Source organism: Streptomyces sp. NPDC057743 (assembly GCF_042798755.1).
GTDB lineage: Bacteria > Actinomycetota > Actinomycetes > Streptomycetales > Streptomycetaceae > Streptomyces.
Window position 1 is genome coordinate 255,314 of sequence record NZ_JBHVJX010000003.1, and the last position, 20,923, is coordinate 276,236.

15 protein-coding genes and 1 pseudogene are annotated in these 20,923 nt (G+C 70.7%); 9 read left to right on the forward strand and 7 right to left on the reverse strand.

The features are described 5' to 3' along the window. Positions 1-38: 38 nt before the first annotated feature. A complete protein-coding gene (locus ACFVFQ_RS04820; RefSeq protein ID WP_383408686.1) occupies positions 39-380 on the reverse strand; it encodes a cupin domain-containing protein in 342 nt (113 codons plus the stop codon). 649 nt (positions 381-1,029) lie between these two features. Here ACFVFQ_RS04820 and ACFVFQ_RS04825 point away from each other — a divergent pair. Beyond that, complete coding sequence (locus ACFVFQ_RS04825; RefSeq protein WP_383408689.1) at positions 1,030-1,653, forward strand: carbonic anhydrase; 624 nt, start codon at positions 1,030-1,032, stop codon at positions 1,651-1,653. A 42-nt stretch (positions 1,654-1,695) separates the two neighbouring features. Here the strand turns inward: ACFVFQ_RS04825 and ACFVFQ_RS04830 are convergent, their stop codons facing one another. Next, positions 1,696-7,527 (reverse strand): TIR domain-containing protein, encoded by a 5,832-nt coding sequence (locus ACFVFQ_RS04830; protein WP_383408692.1) that lies wholly within the window; start codon positions 7,525-7,527, stop codon positions 1,696-1,698. Positions 7,528-7,642: 115 nt separating this feature from the next. On the opposite strand from ACFVFQ_RS04830, the gene ACFVFQ_RS04835 reads away from it, so the two are divergent. Continuing rightward, complete coding sequence (locus tag ACFVFQ_RS04835; RefSeq protein WP_383408696.1) at positions 7,643-8,830, forward strand: SLC13 family permease; 1,188 nt, start codon at positions 7,643-7,645, stop codon at positions 8,828-8,830. A gap of 32 nt (positions 8,831-8,862) precedes the next feature. Here the strand turns inward: ACFVFQ_RS04835 and ACFVFQ_RS04840 are convergent, their stop codons facing one another. The 4 genes from ACFVFQ_RS04840 to ACFVFQ_RS04855 form a co-directional block, all read right to left on the reverse strand. Further along, positions 8,863-9,705, reverse strand: coding sequence for an inositol monophosphatase family protein (locus ACFVFQ_RS04840; RefSeq protein WP_383408701.1), 843 nt, complete (start codon positions 9,703-9,705; stop codon positions 8,863-8,865). Then, entirely contained in the window at positions 9,686-10,345 is a 660-nt protein-coding gene (locus tag ACFVFQ_RS04845; RefSeq protein ID WP_383408704.1) for a hypothetical protein, read from the reverse strand. The genes ACFVFQ_RS04840 and ACFVFQ_RS04845 overlap by 20 nt, the downstream gene beginning before the upstream one ends. Before the next feature lie 19 nt (positions 10,346-10,364). Continuing rightward, complete coding sequence (locus tag ACFVFQ_RS04850; protein ID WP_383408707.1) at positions 10,365-11,315, reverse strand: hypothetical protein; 951 nt, start codon at positions 11,313-11,315, stop codon at positions 10,365-10,367. A gap of 117 nt (positions 11,316-11,432) precedes the next feature. Then, a complete protein-coding gene (locus tag ACFVFQ_RS04855) occupies positions 11,433-12,440 on the reverse strand; it encodes a GlxA family transcriptional regulator (protein WP_383408710.1) in 1,008 nt (335 codons plus the stop codon). 72 nt (positions 12,441-12,512) lie between these two features. On the opposite strand from ACFVFQ_RS04855, the gene ACFVFQ_RS04860 reads away from it, so the two are divergent. After that, positions 12,513-13,850, forward strand: coding sequence for an MFS transporter (locus ACFVFQ_RS04860; protein WP_383408713.1), 1,338 nt, complete (start codon positions 12,513-12,515; stop codon positions 13,848-13,850). A gap of 114 nt (positions 13,851-13,964) precedes the next feature. Here ACFVFQ_RS04860 and ACFVFQ_RS04865 read toward each other — a convergent pair whose 3' ends face one another. Beyond that, complete coding sequence (locus tag ACFVFQ_RS04865) at positions 13,965-14,102, reverse strand: hypothetical protein (RefSeq protein WP_383408716.1); 138 nt, start codon at positions 14,100-14,102, stop codon at positions 13,965-13,967. A gap of 562 nt (positions 14,103-14,664) precedes the next feature. Here ACFVFQ_RS04865 and ACFVFQ_RS04870 point away from each other — a divergent pair. From ACFVFQ_RS04870 to ACFVFQ_RS04895, 6 genes and pseudogenes are all read left to right on the forward strand, one after another. Next, positions 14,665-15,417, forward strand: coding sequence for a BTAD domain-containing putative transcriptional regulator (locus ACFVFQ_RS04870; protein ID WP_383408719.1), 753 nt, complete (start codon positions 14,665-14,667; stop codon positions 15,415-15,417). Between the two features lie 183 nt (positions 15,418-15,600). Beyond that, complete coding sequence (locus ACFVFQ_RS04875) at positions 15,601-16,734, forward strand: aromatic ring-hydroxylating dioxygenase subunit alpha (RefSeq protein ID WP_383408724.1); 1,134 nt, start codon at positions 15,601-15,603, stop codon at positions 16,732-16,734. A 60-nt stretch (positions 16,735-16,794) separates the two neighbouring features. Further along, entirely contained in the window at positions 16,795-17,568 is a 774-nt protein-coding gene (locus ACFVFQ_RS04880; protein WP_383408727.1) for a class I SAM-dependent methyltransferase, read from the forward strand. 198 nt (positions 17,569-17,766) lie between these two features. Then, positions 17,767-18,282 (forward strand): diaminobutyrate acetyltransferase, encoded by a 516-nt coding sequence (gene ectA / locus ACFVFQ_RS04885; protein WP_383408729.1) that lies wholly within the window; start codon positions 17,767-17,769, stop codon positions 18,280-18,282. 89 nt (positions 18,283-18,371) lie between these two features. Next, positions 18,372-19,268: pseudogene (gene thpD / locus ACFVFQ_RS04890) on the forward strand (ectoine hydroxylase); the annotation flags it as partial. 250 nt (positions 19,269-19,518) lie between these two features. Further along, positions 19,519-20,886, forward strand: a complete 1,368-nt coding sequence (locus tag ACFVFQ_RS04895; protein WP_383408732.1) for a rhodanese-like domain-containing protein — start codon at positions 19,519-19,521, stop codon at positions 20,884-20,886. Positions 20,887-20,923 lie beyond the last annotated feature (37 nt).

Sequence of the window (20,923 nt, forward strand, 5' to 3'; positions counted from 1 at the left end):
CAGGGACAGCGAGGGCCCCCGCACCGTCATCGTCATCGTCAGGCGGAGGTGACGCGTTTGGCGACCGTGAGGAGCACCGCCGCGTCCTCGACGGCGTGCAGGCTGTGCCGGTCCGGGGGAATGACGATCAGGTCACCGATGCGGCCGTCCCAGGAGGTGTCGCCGCTGGTGAGCCGGATGCGTCCGCGGAGCACCAGGAGGGTGGCCTCGCCGGGGCTGTCGTGCTCGGCGAGTTCGGAACCGGCGGTCAGGGCGAGGACGGTCTGACGCAGGGTGTGCTCGTGTCCGCCGTAGACGGTTTCCGCGCTGCGTCCGGAAGTGGAGGCCGCGGCGCGTTCCAGGTGCTCACGTGCCTGTGCGTCCAGAGAGAGTTTCTGCATGGTGTGAGTATCCGTGGAGTGATGGGTACCGGAGAGCGGCCCGGCCGTCCGGAGTGTCGGCGACCGGCCCCGTTCTTGGGGAATAGCTGGGAGGTCCTAGGTGAACTCTCGGTGCTCCGTTGCCACTTCCTTGGTTCACACCGTGATCACCCGGCATCAAACTGGCTGAAAGTGTTCCCTGCGGACCGCTGGGGAGGGTGCCGGATGACGCTCGGTCATACGACCGATTCCGCCGGATCCACCCCTCCACAGTTCGGTTGTCGCTGGAAGGACGGGTGCGAAGTGCGCAACTTCCTGACGCCCAACGGCCATGCGCGGCAGTCTTTCCCGCAAACATGGCAGGCCGGTTTCCCCTCCCTGTCCTCGGGGAGGCGCACCGCCGTCCGTTCCGTGCACAGACTGGACCGCAGACGGTCCGGTGCCGCGACGATGCGGGGTCGGACCACCGGCAGCTGACCGCGCCCCGGGACCGGAGAGACGGGTCAGCACCCCTCCGCATCCGTCATACGCACGGCTTCCCTGCCGGCTCGCGGCCGTGCACGTCACGAGCCGCCGCTATGAGCTGCCTCAACGGACTTCCCCTCGCGGCCGCCGCCTCGCCCTGGACTGCCCCGCGACCGGGACCGTTCCACCGAAAACGAGGTCGATCATGCAAGCATTCCTGGACAACGCCCGCAGCTTTCCGCACCGGGTCGCCCAACGGGGTTGGAATCTTGGCAACTTCGCTTACGGGCAACGGCCGTTGGCGCTCTTCATCACGTGTTCGGACTCCCGGGTGGTCCCCACCCTGTTCACCGGAGCCCGGCCCGGCGAGCTCTTCGAATTACGCGTGGCGGGCAACATCGTCCCCCGCTACCGGCCGCAGGCAGCCAGCGGTATCGCCGCGACGCTGGAGTACGCGGTCACCGCCCTCCACGTACCGGACATCGTCGTGTGCAGCCACTCGCACTGCGGAGCAATACAGGGGCTGATGCGCCCGCGACAACTGACGTTCCTGCCGCTGTTGGCGAAGTGGCTCGACCTGGCCGGTCACGGGACGCGCGCCGCCAGCGAGCTGCCCCTTGCCCGCCAGGCGGCCCGCGCGGGCCGGTCGGACCCCGACGCCATGGCCCAACTGCACACGCTGATACAGCTGGGGAACATCCGCTCCTACCCCTTCGTCGCCAGGCGGATCACCGCGGGCAAGCTGCGGCTGCACGGCTGGTTCTACGCGGTCGAGACGGGTCAGGTCTCTGTCGAGCGTCCGGGTAGCTGCCGATTCCAACCCCTGTGAGTCGTGTTGCGGCGGCCGGGGGCGGGAGGTTTGCCCCCGGTGTCACAACTCCTCGTCGAGCGGGATGCGTTGGACGCCGGGGAGGTAGTCGTCCAGTTCGCCGGGGGTGAAGCGGGCCATGCCGACGACGTGCCAGAACTCGCCGGCCACCTCGCCCTCGTACTTGTAGCCGCCCTCGGGGGTGAGCGCCGCCCAACCGCCGGGGACGCCGATGAGTGTGGCGTGTGGGGTGGGCGGGGCGTCCGTGGTGGGGACGTTCCACAGACGGACCATGCCGTCCTCGCCGCCGCTGGCCAGGCGGGTGCCGTCGGGGCTGAAGGCGAGGGAGAAGACCCGCCCGGTGTGGCCGGTGAGGCGGGTGGTCAGGCGGGCGGTGCGGGTACCGGTGCGGGCGTCCCACAGGCAGATGACGCGGTCGTCGCCGGCGGTGGCGAGCAACGGCAGCCGGGGGTGGGCGGCGGCCGCCCAGAGGCGTCCGTAGTGTCCGGTCAGGACGTGCCGGGGGGCGCCGTCGCGCCAGATGATGGCGGTGCCGTCCCAGGAGGCACTGGCCAACCAGTCGCCGTCGGAGCCGAAGGCGACGGCGTAGACGCGGTCGCCGTGGCCGTCGAGTTCGGCCGTCAGGGAGGCGCTCTCCTGGTCCCAGAGGCGGACCCGACCGTCGTCGCAGCCGGTGGCCAAGGTGGTGCCGTCGCCGGAGAAGGCGATGGACCGCACCCGGCCCCGGTGCTCGGAGAGGGTGGCGACATGGGCGCCGGTGGCGCGCCACCACAGGCGGACGGAGTCGTCATCGTTGGCGGTGGCGAGCAGGGTGCCGTCGGGGCTGAACGCCTCGGCCCAGGTGTGGTCGGTCTCCACGTCGACCTCGCGGAGGTACTCGCCCGTTGCGGCGTTCCAGAGGTAGACGTCGCCGTCGTTGCTGGCGGTGCCGAGGATCGGGCCGGCGGGGCTGAAGGCGGCGGAGACCAACCGGTCGCCGCGGCCGGTGAGTTCGGCGGTGCGGCGGCCGGTGCGGGCGTCCCACAGGCGGACGATGCCGTCGTTGCCACTGGTGGCCAGGCGGGCGCCGTCGGCGCTGAAGGCGACGGTGTTGACCCGGCGGCCGTGGCCGCGCAGGATGCGCTGGCCCTGGCCGGTGTCGGCGTCCCAGATCTGGGCGCCGCCGTCGTTGCCGACGGTGACGAGCTGGCTGCCGTGCGGGCGGAAGCGGCAGGCCCAGGCGGAGCCGCGGTGTTCGATGGGTTGTTGGCGCAGCAGGCTGATGGTGCGGTGACCGCCGGAGAGGGCGACGCGCCACAGGCGGACGGTGCCGTCGCTGTCACAGGCGGCCAGCAGCCGTCCGCCGTTGCCGAACATCACCTGGTAGACGGCGCCGGTGCAGCGCTCCAGGGCCCCGGCGGGGGCGCCGACCACCGGGTCCCACAGCCGCACTTGGCCGTCGGTGTCGCCGCTGACGAGGAGGGTTCCCTCGGGGTGGAAGTCGAGGGTGTAGACCCGGCCGGTGTGGCCGGTGAAGGTGTGCAGCAGGCGCTGGTCGGCGAGGTGCCAGACGCGGACCGTGCCGTGGCCGTCGGCGCCGTGGTCGCCGGTGGCCAGGAGGGTGCCGTCGGGGCTGAACCGGGCGCGGAACACGGCGTTTTCGTGGCCGTCGAGGGTGCCGAGGCACTCTCCGGTACGGGCGTCCCAGATGCGGAGGTTGGCGGCGGCGTCGCCGGTGACCAGGGTCTGCCCGTCGGGACTGAAGACCGCGGTGTAGATGGGGGCGGTGTGGCCGGGGAGTTGGCGCAGCGGCTCGCCGGTGGCGGCGTCCCAGAGGGTGACCAGGCCGTCGGCGTCGCCGGTGGCGACGAGGGTGCCGGCCTCGTCGAGGGAGACCGGCCAGACGCCGCCGGGGTGGACGTCCAGGCGGTGCAGTTGGCGTCCGGAGACCGGGTCCCACAGGCGGACGGTGCCGTCGGCGCCGCCGGTGGCCAGGACCCGGGAGCGGAACTTCACGGCGTAGACGCGGCCTTCGTGGCCGTGCAGGGTGCGCAGCGCGAGGCCGGTGTCGGCGGCGCAGACCAGCACGCCGCCGTCCTCGCTGCCGACGGCGAGGAGTTCGCCCCCGGGGCTGTACGAGAGGGGTTCGGGCAGTCGGCTGGTGCGCATGTCGAAGCCGTAGGGGACGCCGACGGCGGCGGGGCGGAAGCCGACCTCGACGGGCATGCCGGGGGCGAGGGCGGCGGTGCGGAGTTCGGCGGCGTCGCGGGCCTGGGGGTCGATGAACGGGTCGATGAGCGCGGCGCGGTGCCAACGGCTGCGGGTGAGGCGGGCGCCGCGCAGGTCGGCGCGGGTGAGGCGGGCGCCGCGCAGATCGGCGCCGGTGAGGTCGGCGCCGGAGAGGTCGGCGTGGTCGAGGCGGGCGCCGCCCAGGCGGGCGTCGCGGAGCACGGCGCCGGAGAGGTTGGCGCCGATGAGGCGGGTGTCGGTGAGGTCGGCGCCGGTGAGGTCGACGCCGGAGAAGTCGCGTCCGGAGAGGTCCTCGCCGGAGAGGCGGGCGGCGCGCAGGTCGGCGCCGGCGGGGACGCGGAGTCGGTCGATGACGCGGACGGCGTTGGCGCGGGCGGCGTCGCTGATACCGGGCCCGGGGGCGTTGAGGACGGTGCGGACCCAGGCGGTGCTCAGGTCGTGGTCGGCGAGGTCGCAGAAGAACTCGACGGCGAGGGCGCTCAGTTGGCGGGTGGCGAGCAGGGTGCTGTCGCCTTCGGCGAGGCGGTCGGCGGCCTCGCGGGCGATGAGCCATTCGACGACGGAGCCGTGGATGAACTGGAACAGGCCGTCGTCGGTGCGGATCAACAGGCTGCCGGCGCCGACTGCTTGGGCGCTTTCCTGGGTGGTGAGGGTGGTGCTGGCGAGCCCGGTGAGGGCGGTGGCGACGGTGTCGGTGAGTTCGTCGAGGTGCAGGCCGTTGCGGCCGGTCTCCCACAGGCGGCGGGCCAGTGCGGTGACGGCGGCCCAGAGGTGGTCGAGGGTCAGGCCGGGGGCGGCGCCCGGGCCGCCCTGGCCGCGGCGTTCCTCGTGGGCGAGCCAGGAGGTGAAGACGTCCTCGTAGAGCCGGGCGGGGCTCAGCGCGCGGCCGGCGCCGGCGACGGCGCGCAGTTGGTCGGGGTCGAGGTCGGCGACGAAGCTGAGCAGGCGGGGGTTGGCGCACAGGGCGAGCAGGTCGGGAATGTTGCCGAGGAGTTCGAAGCGGCGGGCGGCGGTCGTCTCGTCGCCGTAGCGGTTGACGAGGTAGGCGCGGATCTGTTCGGGGGCGAAGCCCTCGACGGCGAGGATGCGGCGCTGCGGGAGCAGGCCGATGCGTTCGCCGAGGGCGGTGAGGATCTGGTCCTGGGACTTGAAGTGCTGGGTGCGGCTGCTGACCACGATCTTGGCGTTGTCGACGGCGGCGTTGAGGAGGACCTGGAGGTGGTCGGCGGCGCGGTCGTAGCTGACGCGGTTGACGAGTTCGTCGAAGCCGTCGAAGAGCAGGACGACGCGGCCCTGGCCGAGCATGTAGCGCAGCGCGCGCAGGTCAATGGTGTCGACGTCGTGGCCGGCGAGGTGGGCGGCGACGAGCCCTTCGAGGCTGTGGGCGCGGTCGAGGGTGTGCAGCGGGATGAGCAACGGGGTGAGGTGCGGGAGGCGTTCGGGGATGCGGCGGGCCAGCTCGCGCAGGGCGAAGGTCTTGCCGTGTCCGAAGTCGCCGAGGAGCAGCAGGAAGCGGCCGTGGTCGGTCTCCAGGAGTTGGAGCATGGCCTCGACGAGGTGGTCGCGCTCGTCGGCGTCGGGGCGTTCGGCGTCGCGGTAGCGCTGTGGGAGGTAGAGGTCGGGGGCGTAGCGGTCGTCGTTGCTGAGCCGGGCGGTCTGGGCGGCGACGTAGCCGCGCAGGTCGAGGAGGCCCTGGAACTCCAGGAAGCTGCGGACGCGGACGCCGCGGCGTCCGGCGCGTTCGCGCAGGGACTGCTCGGGGGGCGGGCCGTCGTGGATCAGCTCGGCCTCGGAGCCGGTGTCGGTGGCGTGGGCCTGGGCGAGAAAGCGGTCGAGGTCGTCGTCGGTGGGGGTGCCGGAGTGGACGGCGATGCGCTGTTGGCGGACGACGCCCTCGTCGCTCCAGGTGACCATGATCTGGGCGAGGTCGTCGGGGTCCGTGCGGGGGACGTCGCGGAGGCGGACGCCTTCCTGACGGGCGCGGCAGACCTCCTTGACGCGTTCGGTGAGGGAGTCGGCGGGGGCGTCGACGGTGCGGTTGTCGGCGGGCGGGGTTGCGGCGGGCGGGGTGGCCAGCTCGCCGGGCGGGGTGAAGATCCGGCCGGCGCCGTGCCAGGTGAGGGGGAAGACGGCCGGTTCGGTGCCGCCGTCGCCGGTCCAGCGGGTGATGCCGTCGACGGTGACGCGCAGCAGCTCGAAGCCGGCGGGGGCGGCCGAACCGTACAGCGGCAGGGTGCCGTTCTGGAGCGGGAGGTGGTCGTGGGCCGGCTCGGTGCCGGTGGTGCGGGGGCCACCGCTGGGGCCGTGCAGGACGAAGTGGAGGCGGGGCGCGGCGAGTCGGGTGAAGGTGTCGACGTCGCGGAGCGTGCCGGGGCCGCCGGGGGCGTCCTGGGGGCGGCGGCGGGCGGTGAGCGGGTGGCGCAGCACGCCGATGCGCAGCCAGCCCTCCTCCTCGTAGCCGCGCAGCGCCTCGGCGAACCAGGCGGCCTGGTCGCGGCCGAGGAAGCCGTACTGGTCGTCGGGGCGGTGGCTGGCGGCGATGGAGGAGTTGAACCCGGCGATGACGGTGTGGAGTTCGGGCACCGGGAAGAGGGTCCAGGGCTGGTCGCTGTCGAAGACGGTGTCCAGGCCCTCGTAGAGGCCGCGGAAGAGGCGGGTGTAGTGGCGCCACTTGGGCCAGTACGGGGGCTGCGGCGGGATCTCGTCGGCCTCGCAGGTGTGGAAGTAGCCGCGGCAGGCGGCCTGGCTGACGTCTTGGTTTCCGGGGACGACGATGACGCGCTGGGGCGGCAGGTCGAGCTGGGAGCGCAGGCCGGTGAGGAAGCTGAGGGCCTGGTCGCACTCGCGGGGGCTGCCGGAGGCGGTGAGGTCGCCGGTGACGACGAGGAGGTCGGGCGCGGGGGCGCCGGCGTCCTTCAGCTCGACGAGGTCGCCGCGGATCTCCCGGCGCAGCGCGTCCGGTTCGCGGCCGCGGCCGAAGTCGGGTCCGGCGAGGTGCAGGACGGTCAGTGCGCCCTGGTCGCGGGCCGCGCCGGGGGCCTGTGGGTACCGGGGTGCGCGGGCGGGGCGGCGGCGGCCGGACCAGCCGGTGCGGCCGAGCGGGCGCTGCCGGTCGTCGCCGGGGGTGGCGGGCCCGGGCAGTTTGACGGAGCCGGTGTCGGTGAGGGAGCCGGGGTAGCCGGGGTGGTGGACGGGGCGGGCGTGGCCCTCGACGGCCTGGCCGACGCGGGTGAGCAGCATGGTGCGGGCGGCCTGGGCGTCGGCGACGCCAACGAGGTCGACGTAGGTGATGGTGGCGAGCAGTCCCTCGATGGGGATGTCCTCGACGCGGACGGTGAGCAGCTTGCGCTCGGGCTCCTCCGGTTCGGCGCGGAGTGCGGCCTGCCATTCCATGCGGCCGTAGGTGGAGCGGCCGTAGTGGCTGGAGAGGACGGCGATGACGGCGACGGATTCGCTGACGCCGCGGTCCATGAAGTCGATGAAGTTGGTGCCGGCGACGAAGTCCCATGCCTGGATGACGGTGCGGTACCCGGCTTCCTCCAGGGTCCAGGCGATCCAGGACGCCCATTGTTCGTCGGCGGGCGAATAGCTGATGAAGAAGTCCAAGTCCCGCGTCCGGCCCAGCAGTTCCCCGTCAGTCACCATGGGGCCATCGTAGGAGGACGGGGGGTGGCGGGACAGGTGGTTGCGAGGATGTGGAGGGGAATCCTGCCCCGTCCTCTGCCCCGCCCCGTCCGGCGGGTGTGCGACCCTATCCGACGTGCGATTTCTCAAGCGTCTGCATCCTCTGGACTGGCTCGCCGCCGGGCTGCTCGCCGGTGGCCTGGTCTGTGTGGCCACGGGGCTGCTGCCGACCGCGCCCGCCGGGGAGGCGATGGCGCGCATCGGGCCGTTGCTGGTCTTCCTGGCGACGGTCATCGTGATGGCGGAACTGACCGGCCGGGCCGAGGTGTTCGATGCGGTGGCGTCCTGGGTGGCCCGGACCGGGAAGGGCAGCTATCCGCGGCTGTTCGGGCTGTGTGTGGTCTTCGCGTCGGCCACCACCATCGCGCTGAATCTGGACACCACGGCGGTGCTGCTGACGCCGGTGATGCTGTCGCTGGCCGGGCGGGTGGGCATCGCGTCGGTGCCGCTGGCGATGACCACGGTCTGGCTCGCCAACACCGCGAGCCTGCTGCTGCCGGTGTCCAACCTGACGAACCTGCTGGCGTCGAACCGGGTCGGCCTCTCCCCCACCGAGATGGCGGCCACGATGGGGCTGCCCCAGCTCGCCGCCATCGCCATGACGATGGGGTGCCTGTGGGGCTTCTACTGGCGGCGCGGCCGGCGGGGCGCCGATGCGTATGTGCCGCCCGAGCGGCGGGCGCCGGCCGATCCGGTGCTGTTCCGGGTGTGCGCGGTGGCGTGTGCGGGTTTTCTGGTGGCGATCCTGGTCGCGGACGTGCCGCTGTGGTCGGCGTCGCTGACCACGATGCTGATCGTGGTGGTCGCGTTCGCGGTGCGGCGCCCGGCGGAGCTGCGGTTGTCGCTGGTGCCGTGGCGGCTGCTGGTGCTGGTGCCGGGGATGTTCCTGGTCGTCGAGACGGTGAACGCGCACGGGCTGCACACGTTGTTGACCGCGGCGATCGGGTCGGACAGCGGCATCGGCGGGATGCTGCGCTCGGCGGGCGTGGGCGCGGGCCTGTCCAACGTCCTCAACAACCTGCCGGTGTATATGGCGGGCGAGGCGGCGGTGCCGGTCGGCAACCACCACCAGTTGCTGGCGCTGCTGATCGGCACCAACGTCGGCCCGCTGGTCACGCCGTGGGCGTCGCTGGCGACGCTGCTGTGGTTCGAGCGGTGCCGCGGCCAGGACACGGTGATCCCGCTGCGGCGCTTCATGGGGACCGGCTTCGTCCTGGCCGTGACGGCGACCCTGACGGCGACGCTGGCACTGGCGGTGAGCTGAACCGCCGCGCCTCCAGGGCCTGCCGGCCCCGCTCAGTTCCTCCGCGCGCGGGCGACCACGTCGAGCAGGTACGTCAGGGTGTCGCCGCGGGCGGCGACGAAGCTGCGGTCAGTGTCCGGGCCGGCGGAGCTCACCGTGAAGGGGGCGCCGGTCAGCGTGCGGAACTCCACGCCGGTCTCGGTGGCCAGCAGGGCGCCCGCGGGGAAGTCGATGCCCTCCGCGCGGTAGCCGACGAAGCCGTCGATCGCGCCGCGCGCCAGCATGCTCCAGCCCAGCAGCGGCGCCCAGAGCTGGAGCATCCGCCGGGTGCGGCACTCCAGTTGGCCCCGCAGTCCCGCGGCCACCGGGTCGGCCCGGCCCACCGCGTGGCCCTGGGTCCAGGCCACCACCGGTCCGCTGCGCGGCACGGCGCCGGGCGGCCCCGGCAGCCGGTCGACGCCGCAGGACGCGCCCTGGCCGCGGACGGCCCGCCAGGTGGAGCCGGTGACCGGTTCGTGCACCACCCCGACGACCGGCGCGCCGTCCACGCACAGCCCGATGCCCACGGCGTACGCGGTCAGGCCGATCGCGACGTTGTTGCTGCCGTCGAGCGGATCGACCAGCCAGGTGCGGCGGCCGACGGCGTCGAGCAGGCCGGCCTCCTCCGACAGGATCCGGTCGTGCGGGTAGTGCGTCTGGAGGCGGGCGAGGATCAGCTTCTCCGCGGCCAGGTCGAGGTCCATGAGGACGTCGCCCTCGGCGTCCTTGACCCGCACCGTGCGCGCCGCGCCGAAGCGGCCGCGCAGCAGGGCCCCCGCCTCCTCGGCCGCGGCGACGGCCACCCGCGTCTCGCCCGCGTACGGTGCGACGTCCCGGTCACTCGCGCTGCTCGGCATGGATCCTCCTGAGTGCTGTGCGGACGGTTCGTTCAGTGTGTTCCGCACCGCACAACCGGCGCACCGTTGTGTGGCCGCGGCCGTGCAGGGGCCCCAGGGAGAGGTCGGTGTGGCCGGGCAGCGACCGGCCGAGCACCAGGGTGGCGGCGGGCTGTCCGCGCATGACGACGGTGGCGTGGAACTCCCCGGCCGGCAGGCTGTAGGTCTCGCCGCTGCCGCTGGAGGCGGCGGGGCCCGGCCGGCAGTGCACCAGGCGGGAGGTGGGCCGCAGTTCGTCGACGCCCGAGGGGGCGCTGAGGACCTCGTAGATCCGGTGGGTGGGGGTGCGCGCCTCGTCCGTCACGGTGACCGGGAGGTTGCCGACCCGGCCGTAGAGGACGTAGCTGCGCAGCTCCCAACTGTGCGCGTGCATGGGGGAGGCGGTGGGGTCGGCGGCGATGCCGGTACCGAAGAGGTGGACGCAGACGCCGCGGGCGCCGTCGCGGACCAGCGGCAGGCACAGGAAGCCGAGCGGGTGGTGGACCGCGCGTAACTCCCGTTTGCCGCAGGCGATGTCCTCCAGGACGCCGGTGACGCTGGCGCGGGGTGCCTCCCGCGGGGTGCCGGGCCGGAGCAGTCGGTCGAGCGTGTCGTAGTCCATGAGCCGCGCCCGAGGCGTCTCACCTCCGGTAGGGGTCCTCAGCGTGCAGGGCTTTGTCGACGATCTCGGCGACGTCGGCGTCGCTGAACACCGTGGGAAGGGGGAGGCCGACGGCGTCGAAGACCGCGCGGACCTCGTCGACGGTCGGCTCGTCGCCCAGCGGGGCAACGCCGCGCAGGTCGAGTTGGACGGCCTGTTCGCGGCTCTGGTGCAGCTCGGTGACGTAGTAGTCGTAGAGCGGTTGGTCGCGGCCGACCAGGAGGTTGACGCGGTTCGGGTCGTCCTGGGTGATGATCAGGCAGGACTCGGAGAGGTCGAAGCGGAGGGTGGGCACGCCCGAGGAGAGGTGGACGCTGATCTCCAGGGTGTCCAGCCGCTGGCGGAACCAGCAGGCGGCCAGGACCGTGGCGTACGCCTCCTTGCGGGTGCGGTCGGCGGTCCAGGCGTGCGCCGCGCCGTCGTTGTGGCGGTGGGCGAAGGTCTGGCGGAAGCGGGCGTAGGCGGCGCAGGTCTGTTCGTCCGCCGGGTTGATGATGTCTATCTTGATGCTGAGTTGGGCGCGCTGGCGGGTGGCGGCCTCGACGCACCGGGGCAGCGTGACGGCGCGCAGGTAGGTGCCGGTGCCGCCCTTGAAGTACCAGCGGTTGGTCTGTGCGCGGGCCCGCTCCAGTGCGTCGCCGACCTGGTGGCCCGAGAGGGAGCGGACCATGGCGAGGTCTTCCAGGGCGCGGCGGGTGTCCGCGGACGCGGCGTGGATGTCGGACCTGCGGCGCACCCGTTCCGTCAACGAGCCGACCGAGAGCGTGCCGAGCACCAGCAGCGTCGCGCCGGACGACACCTTGTCGCTGATCACGTCGCTGAAGACGTCCAACATGCCGATGGTCAGGCCGAGTCCCACGGCGACGACCCCGTCCAGGTTCCTGATCACCCAGGCGACGCCGAACTCCACCCGCCCCACACGCTGTGCCACGTCGAGTCCCCCTCCCCGTTACTGGCATCGTAGGAGTAAGGGCAGTGCTCTGGCCAGGGTTGCCAGTCACCCGCAAGATCCTTGCCAAGTCGGGGAGTTGGCGCGCCCCGCTTTCCGTCACGTGGTCCGGTGGGGGCTCATCGCCGGGCCGCGGAACGTCCTGCGGTAGTGGGTGGGCGATACGCCCAGCGTGGTCTGCAGATGCAGCCGCAGCGAGGCGGCGGTGCCGAAGCCGGAGTCCGCGGCGACGCGGTCGACGGGCAGGTCGGTCTCCTCCAGCAACTGCCGGGCCCGCTCGATGCGTTGTTGGTTGAGCCACTGCAGTGCGGTGACCCCCATTTCCTCGCGGAAGCGCCGGGTGAAGGTCCGCACGCTCATGGACTCCTGCGCGGCCAGTTCGTCCAGGCTGAGGGGCTGGTCGAGGTGGGCGAGCGCCCAGGCGCGGGCGGCGCCGGTGGAGGACGACCTCGTCTCGGGCACGGGCCGTTGGATGAACTGGGCCTGGCCGCCGTCGCGGTGGGGCGGCACGACCGTGGTGCGGGCGACCTCGTTGGCGACGACCGAGCCTTGATCGCCCCGGATCATGTGCAGGCACAGGTCGATCCCGGAGGCTTCCCCGGCGGAGGTGAGGATGTCCCCCTCGTCGGTGTAGAGCACGTCCGGGTCGAGGCGGACGCCCGGAAACAGCTCCCGGAAGTGCGCGCAGGACTTCCAATGGGTCGTCGCCCGGCGGCCGTTGAGCAGCCCGGCGGCCGCGAGGACGAAGGCGCCCGTGCAGATCGAGGCGATCCGGGTGCCCGGGCGGATCCGTTCGAAGGCGGCGGCGAGGGGGCGGGGCAGCCGCCCTTCGGTGTAGCTCTCGTCGTCCTCGTGGGTGGCCGGGACGATCACGGTGTCGGCCTCGGCCAGGGCCTGGGGGCCGTGGGCCACGTAGATCGGGAAGTCGGCGTCGGTGCGGACCTTGCCGGGGACGATCGTGCAGGTCGCGACCTCGTACAGCGGTGTGCCGTCCGCGGATCTGGCCGCGCCGAACAGCTGGTGGACCAGGCCCAGTTCCATGGGCAACAGACCGTGGCGGATGAGCACGGAGACGCGGTGGCGCCCGGGATGCGTGAAGACGGCCATGGCCAGATTTTTGCACATGGTGGCCATCTGGCTACTCGCCTCCCGCCGGGCCGTCCCGAGAGCATCTCCTGCATGACGCAGACGATCGAAGCCCCGCCTGTCGTCCGCGGGCGCCGGGTGCACCGCGCCTGGTGGGTCGCCGCCATTGCCGCGCTGGCCATCATGAGCGCGGGCGCCTTCAGCACCATGCCCGGCCTGTTGGTCAACCCGCTGCACCACGAGTTCGCCTGGTCCCGCGGGTCGATCGGCTTCGCGATGTGGGTGAACATGGCGCTCAACGGGCTGGCCGCGCCCTTCGCCACCGCGCTGATGGACCGCTTCGGCCTCCGCAACGTCGTCGCCGGCGCGCTCGCCGTCATCGCCACCGGCGCGATCCTCACGACGGTCATGACCCAAGCCTGGCAACTGACGCTGTACTGGGGCTTCCTCGTCGGCACGGGCTGCGGGTCCATCGCGATGGGCTTCGCGGCGACCGTCGTGGGCCGCTGGTTCGTCCAGCGGCGCGGACTGGTGACCGGCATCCTGACGGCGGCGAGCGTCTTCGGTCAGTTCGTCTTCCTCCCCGTGCTCTCTTGGGCCGTCGACCGCTACGCCTGGCGCCCGGCCATGGTGACGGTGGCCCTGGCGGCCCTGGCCCTCGCCCCGCTGGTCTGGTTGCTGCTGCGTGACCACCCCGCCGACGTCGCCCAGAAGCCCTACGGGGCCGAGGAGTTCGTCCCGAAGCCCGCTCCGGTACCGGGCGCCGCGACGCATGCGGTGCGGGTGCTGCGCGACGCGGCCAAGACCCGCCCCTTCTGGCTGCTCGCCGGCACCTTCGCGATCTGCGGCGCGTCGACCAACGGGATCATGTGGACCAACTTCGTGCCCGCGGCGCACGATCACGGCATGCCGCCCACGGTCGCGGCCTCCCTGCTCTCGCTCATCGGCATCTTCAACGTGGCGGGCACGATCTTCTCCGGGTGGCTCACCGACCGCTTCGACCCCAGGGCACTGCTCTGCATCTACTACGGCCTGCGCGGGGTGTCGCTGGTCTGCCTGCCGTCCCTGCTCGGCCCGCAGGCCGGCTGGCCGCTGATCGTCTTCGTCGTCTTCTTCGGCCTGCTCGATGTGGCCACCGTCCCGCCCACCATCGCCCTCTGCGCCATCCGGGAGGTCTACGGCGAGCGCAGCAGCGCCATCATCTTCGGCTGGACCCTGGCCTTCCACCAGGTCGGCGCCGGCCTGATGGCCTTCCTCAGCGGAATGACCCGGGACATGTCCGGCTCATACGACATGTCCTGGATCACCTCCGGCACCCTGTGCGCCCTCGCGGCACTCATGGCCATCGCGATCAGGAAGCCCGCGTCGGGTACGGCTGCCGTGCCGGGTCCGGCAGATACGTCGAATACGCCTGCCGCGCCTGGCGGGTGAGGCGGGCGCGTCGCGTGAGGGCGGTGCGGGAAGGCGGGCGATCCGCGGTCCCGCACCGCCCTCGTTCGTTCCCCGCGCGCGGAGTTGTCGGGCGCACGTCGGATCGCTCGGCACTCAGGGGCTGCCATGAAGCCCCCCTCTCCCTTTCTTGCCTTTCTTGCCTTCCTTGCCCTCCTCACCTTCCTCATCCGTGCGGTAATCGACGGGATGCGCAGGTGAGTTGACGGGCGAGCGGATGAGCATGCCCGCCACCACCAGCAGCTCTCCCCGCCGCGTCGACTGCCAGCAGCCCGCCATCCCCGACTATCTCAGTCGATATCACGCTGACGTGGCAAAGAAGCGCCTAATTGATTGCGCCGCTATACGCCTGTGCACAAAAGGGAGAGGTTATCCACCCCCTAGAAAACAAAGAAAGCGCTCTCTAGTGTGAGGGCGTCCGGCACCCCGCGCCCCTGGAGGAACCCCCGCATGGCCGCGCACCGATCCCGTCACGCGCTGCCCGCCTCCGAAGGGGCCCGACAGCGTTTAACCGAGCAACTCCTCGCGCGTTTACCCGCCTTCGATCACCGCAGCCACGCTGGTCAGGCGCCTGATCTCACCAGCATCACGCCCGACAGAAGACGCTGAAAAAGAAGCTCGTGGCACTGGGCACCCAGCCCCTTCGCCATCGCCGGGCACACGGGCCGCATCCCTGGATCCCTCGAAGCCTCCGGCGCGACCCGGGCGAGACAACGGGCCGGAGGAATCAACTCAGTTCACGTGGAACCGATCGGAAGCATCGATCACCGGAAACTCCGAGAAGGGAGATCGTGCGGTGCGGTTCAATCTCATAGGTCCGTTCGAGGTCGTCGCCGATGACAGCAGGGCATACACGCCCAGCGCGCCCAAGGTCTGCAAGATCTTGGCTCTTCTCCTGATCTGCCCCAACGAGATCGTCACCTCGGATTCCCTCATCCGGGAGTTGTGGGGTGAACGTCCGCCGCGCAGAGCCATGGCCGGCCTGCAAACCTACGTCTACAGTGCGCGCAAGATGTTCATCGAGGAGGGGTTAGCCCCCTCCTCGCGGACTCTGCTGGTCACCAAACCGACGGGCTACCTGATACGGGTGACGGACGGGGAGGTGGACACCGTGATCTTCGAACGGCTCCTCAAACAGGGGCACGAGAATTTCCGGGAGGGCAGGTACGAGCCGGCGATCCAGCGCCTCGACGAAGCCCTCTCGCTGTGGCGCGGCCCCGTGTTGTCGAACGTACCCGTCGGGGATGTGCTCACCTGTCACACCGCCCACCTGGAGGAACTACGCATCCGCGCCCTGGAGTTGCGCATCGATGCGGAGCATCATCTGGGGCGTCAGCGCGAGACCATTCCCGAACTACGCTCACTGGTCAACGAGTACCCGTTCAACGAGTGGTTCCACGGCCAACTCATCTCCGCCCTCAACTGCGCGGGGCGCCGCGCGGAGGCCCTTCAGGCATACCGCCAGGTGCACCGGATCCTCGACAAGGAGCTGGGCCTGGAACCGTCACGCGACCTCCAGCGGCTGTTACACAAAGTCCTCAACAACTGACGGGTGACCAGGCTTCGGCCTCCCCAGCAGGCCGGTCGAGCCTGCCCCGAATTCCTCTTGAGCATGAATCGAGAGCGCCTTGAGTGCGCCTTGATTGAACGTCTCAATCATGCGAAACGTGGGACCGGCAGGGCGATTCGCGCGGTCTCCATGTCAAGTCGGAATAGGGAGTGGGTAGTTCACGTGACATCGTGGCAAAGCACACGCTATACCAGCCGCGAGGCATTCGATCTCGAACAACAACGCATCTTCGCGCGCCAGTGGATATGTATCGCGCATTCCTCCGAGATTCCCGAGGCCGGCTCCTTCCTCCGCGTGGAACTCGGCGGCGAGAGCCTGCTGCTCGTCCGCAACCGGGAGGGTGCGGTACGCGGCCTGATCAACCTGTGCCGGCACCGCGGAGCGCAGCTCTGCCTCGATGCGAGCGGGAGCTTTCGCAGGTCGATCCGGTGTATGTATCACGGGTGGAGCTACGACCTCGACGGGAAACTGGTCGGGGTGCCGTGGGCCGACAAGATGCCGCCCGGCACCAGGGACCGGAATCTGCACATCGTGTCCGCCACCGAATGGCTCGGATACCTCTGGGTCAATCTGGATCCCGCCGCGGCGCCGCTCGAAGACCAGGTGGGACCGCTGATCCGAGCCCGTTTCGGGGGCGACTTCAATCCCATCCCGAACTACGGCACCGAGAATCTACGGCTCGTCCGCTCTATCACCTATGACGTCAGGGCGAATTGGAAGATTCTCTGGGAGAACTTCGACGAGTGCTACCACTGCCCCACGATGCATTCCGAACTGTGCGCCGCGGTCCCGCAGTTCCGCGGCGGATACGGCACCGTTACCGGACCTCAGGGACTGGGAGCACAACTCGCCGACGGCGCAACGGGTTTCTCGCTCTCCGGCAGGGCCGTAGCACCGACACTCCCGGGTGTGCCCCCTGAAGACGACCGGACATTTTACGGGATCTTGTTGTGGCCGAATGCCTCTCTCGTCTTCGTTCCCGACCACGTCTTCTGGATGCGCCTCGAACCGATCGGGCCGGACCGTACCCGCGTTGTGGGCGATTGGCTCTTCCATGCGGATGCCGCCGCACGGCCCGGATTCGACCCCGACGACGCGGTCAAGGTGATCGACGCCACGAACCGGGAGGACTTCGCCGCCTGCGAGCGGGTCCAACTGGGCGCGCAATCCGGGTACTTCGACGACTCGCAGATCCACTCGCCGTACGAGTACCGGATCGAGGAGTTCCGACGCTGGGTGGACAACGCGCTCATCGAAGACGGCGATCCGTACGTACCTGCGCAGCAGAAGAGCTAGCCAGCGGGCAAGCCACAGACGCGGCCTCGCCACGCGCCTGGAATCCAAGGAGGGTTCACGATGGATCAGCGGCTCGAAGAGCACTACGCGAAGTTGGCGGACATTTACAACGCCCTGTGGGACGGTCGCCCCGAATACCCGGACTGGATGGCGGAACGGATACGCAGTCGCCTCAAGGTCCAACAGGGGCACAGGATCGCGGACATCGGTGTGGGCACGGGCTTGTTCCTCCGGCGCCTCCTCCCGTACGCCACTCCGGACACTCCGGTGCTGGGCATCGACCCCTCGGCACCCCTGCTGGAACTGTTCCCCGACGATCGGCGGCTCCACCCCGTGCAGGCCACGGCCGAGGACGTGGTCGCCCAGCGCGTGCGACTGCCCTACGCGTCCTTCGACGCCATTCTGATCAAGGAAGCCGTACATCACTTCACCGACCTGGACAACACGCTGACCGGCCTGGCCCATCGGCTGGCACCCGGCGGCCGCTTCCTGATCGTCGCCCTGCCGCCCAAGATCGGATACCCGCTCTTCCAGGCGGCGCTGGACCGCTTCGCCGTCGAACAACCGGACCCGGAGAAGATCGCCGTCGCGCTGCGCAACGCCGGGCTGGAAACCACGATCGAGTACGAGGAGTTCCCGGCGACCATCGACCGGGAGGTCTGGATCGACCTGGTGAGCGACCGCTGGATGTCGGTGCTGTCCAACTTCTCCGATGCCGAACTCGCCCGCGGCATCGAAGAAATCCGTGAACGGTACACGGCACCCCAACTGGAACTCCTCGACCGTTTCGTCTTCATCCTGGGCCACCGTCCCGCCGAGGCCCCGCACGCCTAAGGAACAGCAAGCGAGTTGACCGTCGGCAGGCTCCCCGCGCGGAGAGTGCGGCTCCCGGCAACCCGCCGCCCCTGAATGCCACCCCGGGAGCGGTTCACCCCAACTCCCAGCGAACCGCTCCCGGGCCCGAACGCCCCTCCGAACCGATCGAGACCCGCGACCAACCAGCCGAAATCACCCTGAGAAGAGTGTGAATCAATGGCGCCGAAGCTCGAACTGCGGCAGTCCGCCCGTGCCGCGCTCGCGGATGTGCACATCGAGGCTCCACGCCTCGATGACGGACGGGAACTATGGCGCATCGCCAGCGACTCGGAGGACCTCGACCTCAACTCACCGTATTTCTATGTCGTATGGTGCCGGGACTTCTCCCGGACCTCGGTCGTCGCCCGATCCGCTGACGGTGTCTGTGGATACATCGCCGGATACGCGCGACCCGAAGAGCCGGAGACGCTCTTCGTGTGGCAGACCGCGGTCGATGTGGCACAGCGCGGGCGGGGACTCGCCCGCCACATGCTTGACCACCTGGTCGGTTCCCGTTACCGCTTCGTCGAGGCCACGGTCACGCCGAGCAACACCGCTTCCGACCGTTTCCTGGCTTCGTTCGCGCGTGACCACGGCGTCACGCTGACCCGCACCCCTCTCCTGGACGCCGGCCTGTTCCCCGTAGGCCATGAGCCCGAGACGCTCTACCGCATGGGCCCACTGGACCGCTGATCCCCTCAAGAGGAGCCGGGGGCCGGATACCGCCTGAGACGGAAATCCGAAGCCGCTTCCCGTAGTTGGCCAAGAAAGGGAGAACGACCATGACCACCCGCCCGCTGCCCCGCGCGGTCGACCTTTACCCGACGCGCAAGAACGCCGAACCGATCCACCTCTTGCGCAAGGACCCGGTGGTGTACGGCGCCCCGGAGGGCGGTCCGATCGATGCGGAGACCCTCGCCTCCTACTCCGAGAACGGTTTTCTGACCATCGAGCAGCTCATCTCGCCCAAGGAGGTGGTGCGTTACCGCAATGAACTGCGGCGGCTTTCGCAGAACGAAGCGCTCAAGCGGGACGAACGCGTGGTCGTGGAGCGGGACTCGAACGAGATCCGCTCCATCTTCGAGGTGCACAAAATCAGTGAGGTCTTCGCCGAACTCGTCAGCGATCCACGGGTGCACGGCCGGGCCCGACAAATCCTCGGCTCGGACGTCTACGTCCACCAGAGCCGCGTCAACTACAAACCCGGCTTCAAGGGCAGGGACTTCTACTGGCACTCCGACTTCGAGACGTGGCACGCCGAGGACGGCATGCCACGCATGCGCGCCGTCAGCATCTCGATAGCGCTCACCGAGAACTTCCCGCACAACGGCGCGCTCATGATCATGCCGGGCTCGCACAAGACGTTCGTCTCCTGTGTGGGAGAAACACCGGCCGATCACTATAAGGAGTCACTGCGTGACCCGGTGATCGGAACGCCGGACCAGGAAAGCCTCTCCCTTCTCGGCAACAAGCACGGGATCGAGCAGTTCGCGGGGGCGGCGGGATCGGCAACGCTCTTCGACTGCAACTGCATGCACGGCTCCAGCGGCAATATCACGCCGTTTCCCCGGTCGAACGTCTTCATCGTGTTCAACAGCGTCCAGAACGCCTGCCAGGAGCCGTACTCCGCTCCTGGGCGGCGGCCGGAATTCATCGCCGCCCGCGACTTCACCCCGCTCCCCCGCGCCTCCGTGCCACACCTGCTCTCCCAACACCAGGGCGAGCCCGGCACGTTCACCGAATCAGCGAGCCTCTCGCAGGGCTGATGGCTGCGGGCGGCGCGGACGGCCCCAGTAGTCGACGCGGACCGGTCATCGCGGCGGGCCCGGTCCTTCCCGCCTCCTCCGGAATACCCCCCGGGGTACTCGTGCTACGGTCGACGTATACCCCCCGGGGTAATTTTCACCGGAAGCTGGAAGGAAGTGCCTCGTGTTCTTCGTCGACACGATCGAGGTGGCCGGGCTCGGCAACCGCAGTTACCTGGCCGGAGGCGAGCGGACGGCGGTGGCGGTCGACCCGCCGCGCGACATCGACCAGGTGCTCGCGGCGGCAGCGCGGCGCGGGGTGCGGATATCCCACGTCGTCGAGACGCATCTGCACAACGACTACGTCACCGGCGGCCTGGAGCTGGCCCGCATCACGGGCGCCGCCTACCTCGTCCCCGCCGGGGCCCGCGTCTCCTACGCGCATGTGCCCGTGCACGACGGCGACCGCCGGGAGATCGACGCCGCGGCCGGCCTGGCGCTGCGCGCGCTGGCCACGCCCGGGCACACCCCGCACCACACCTCCTACGCCCTGGAGGAGAACGGCACGGCCGTCGCGGTGTTCACCGGCGGCTCGTTGTTGATCGGCACGGTGGGCCGGCCCGACCTGGTCGAGCCCCGACTGACCGAACAGCTTGCCCGGGCCCAGCACGCCTCGGCCCACCGGCTGGCCGCCGAGCTGCCGGACGGCGCGGCGGTGCTGCCCACACACGGCTTCGGCAGCTTCTGCTCCGCCGGCAAGACGACGGGCGACTCCACCACGATCGGCAGGGAGCGGGGGTCCAACGCGGCCCTCACGCGGGACGTCGACGCCTTCGTCGCCGAACTGCTCGCCGGCCTGGACGACATCCCCGCCTACTACACGCACATGGGCCCGACCAACGCCACCGGCCCGGCGCCCGTCGACCTGACCCCGCCCGCCGTCGCCGACGGCGAGGAGATCGCCGCGCGGCTGGCCGCCGGGGAGTGGGTGGTGGATCTCCGCAACCGGGTCGCCTTCGCCGAGGGCCACGTGGCGGGTTCGTTCAACTTCGAGGCCGAGGGGCAGCTCGCCACCTACCTGGCCTGGCTGCTGCCGTGGGGCAAGCCGGTGACCCTGCTCGCCGATTCGCCCGCACAACTGGCCGCCGCCCAGCGCGAGTTGGTCCGGGTCGGGATCGACCGCCCGGCCGCCGCGGCCACCGGAGCACCCGCGCACTGGGTGCGACAGGGCGAGGCCCCGGCCTCCTTCCCGCGGGCCACCTTCGCCGACCTCGCCGCCCGTCGCGGGCCCGGCATCGTAGTCCTGGACGTCCGCCGGAACGCCGAGCGAGCGGGCGGCCACATTCCGGAGTCGGCCCATGTCCCCCTTCATGACCTGCAGCGCCGCCTCCACGAGGTGCCGGACGGCCAGGTGTGGGTGCACTGTGCCGGCGGCCTGCGCGCCGCCATCGCCGCCTCCCTGCTGGACGCCGCGGGGCGCGACGTCGTCGCCGTCGACGACACCTTCGACGCGGCCGAGAAGGCCGGGCTGCTCACGGCCCGCACGCGCTGATGGCAACCTCCGAAGATCTTCGCAGCGGCCTCGGGAC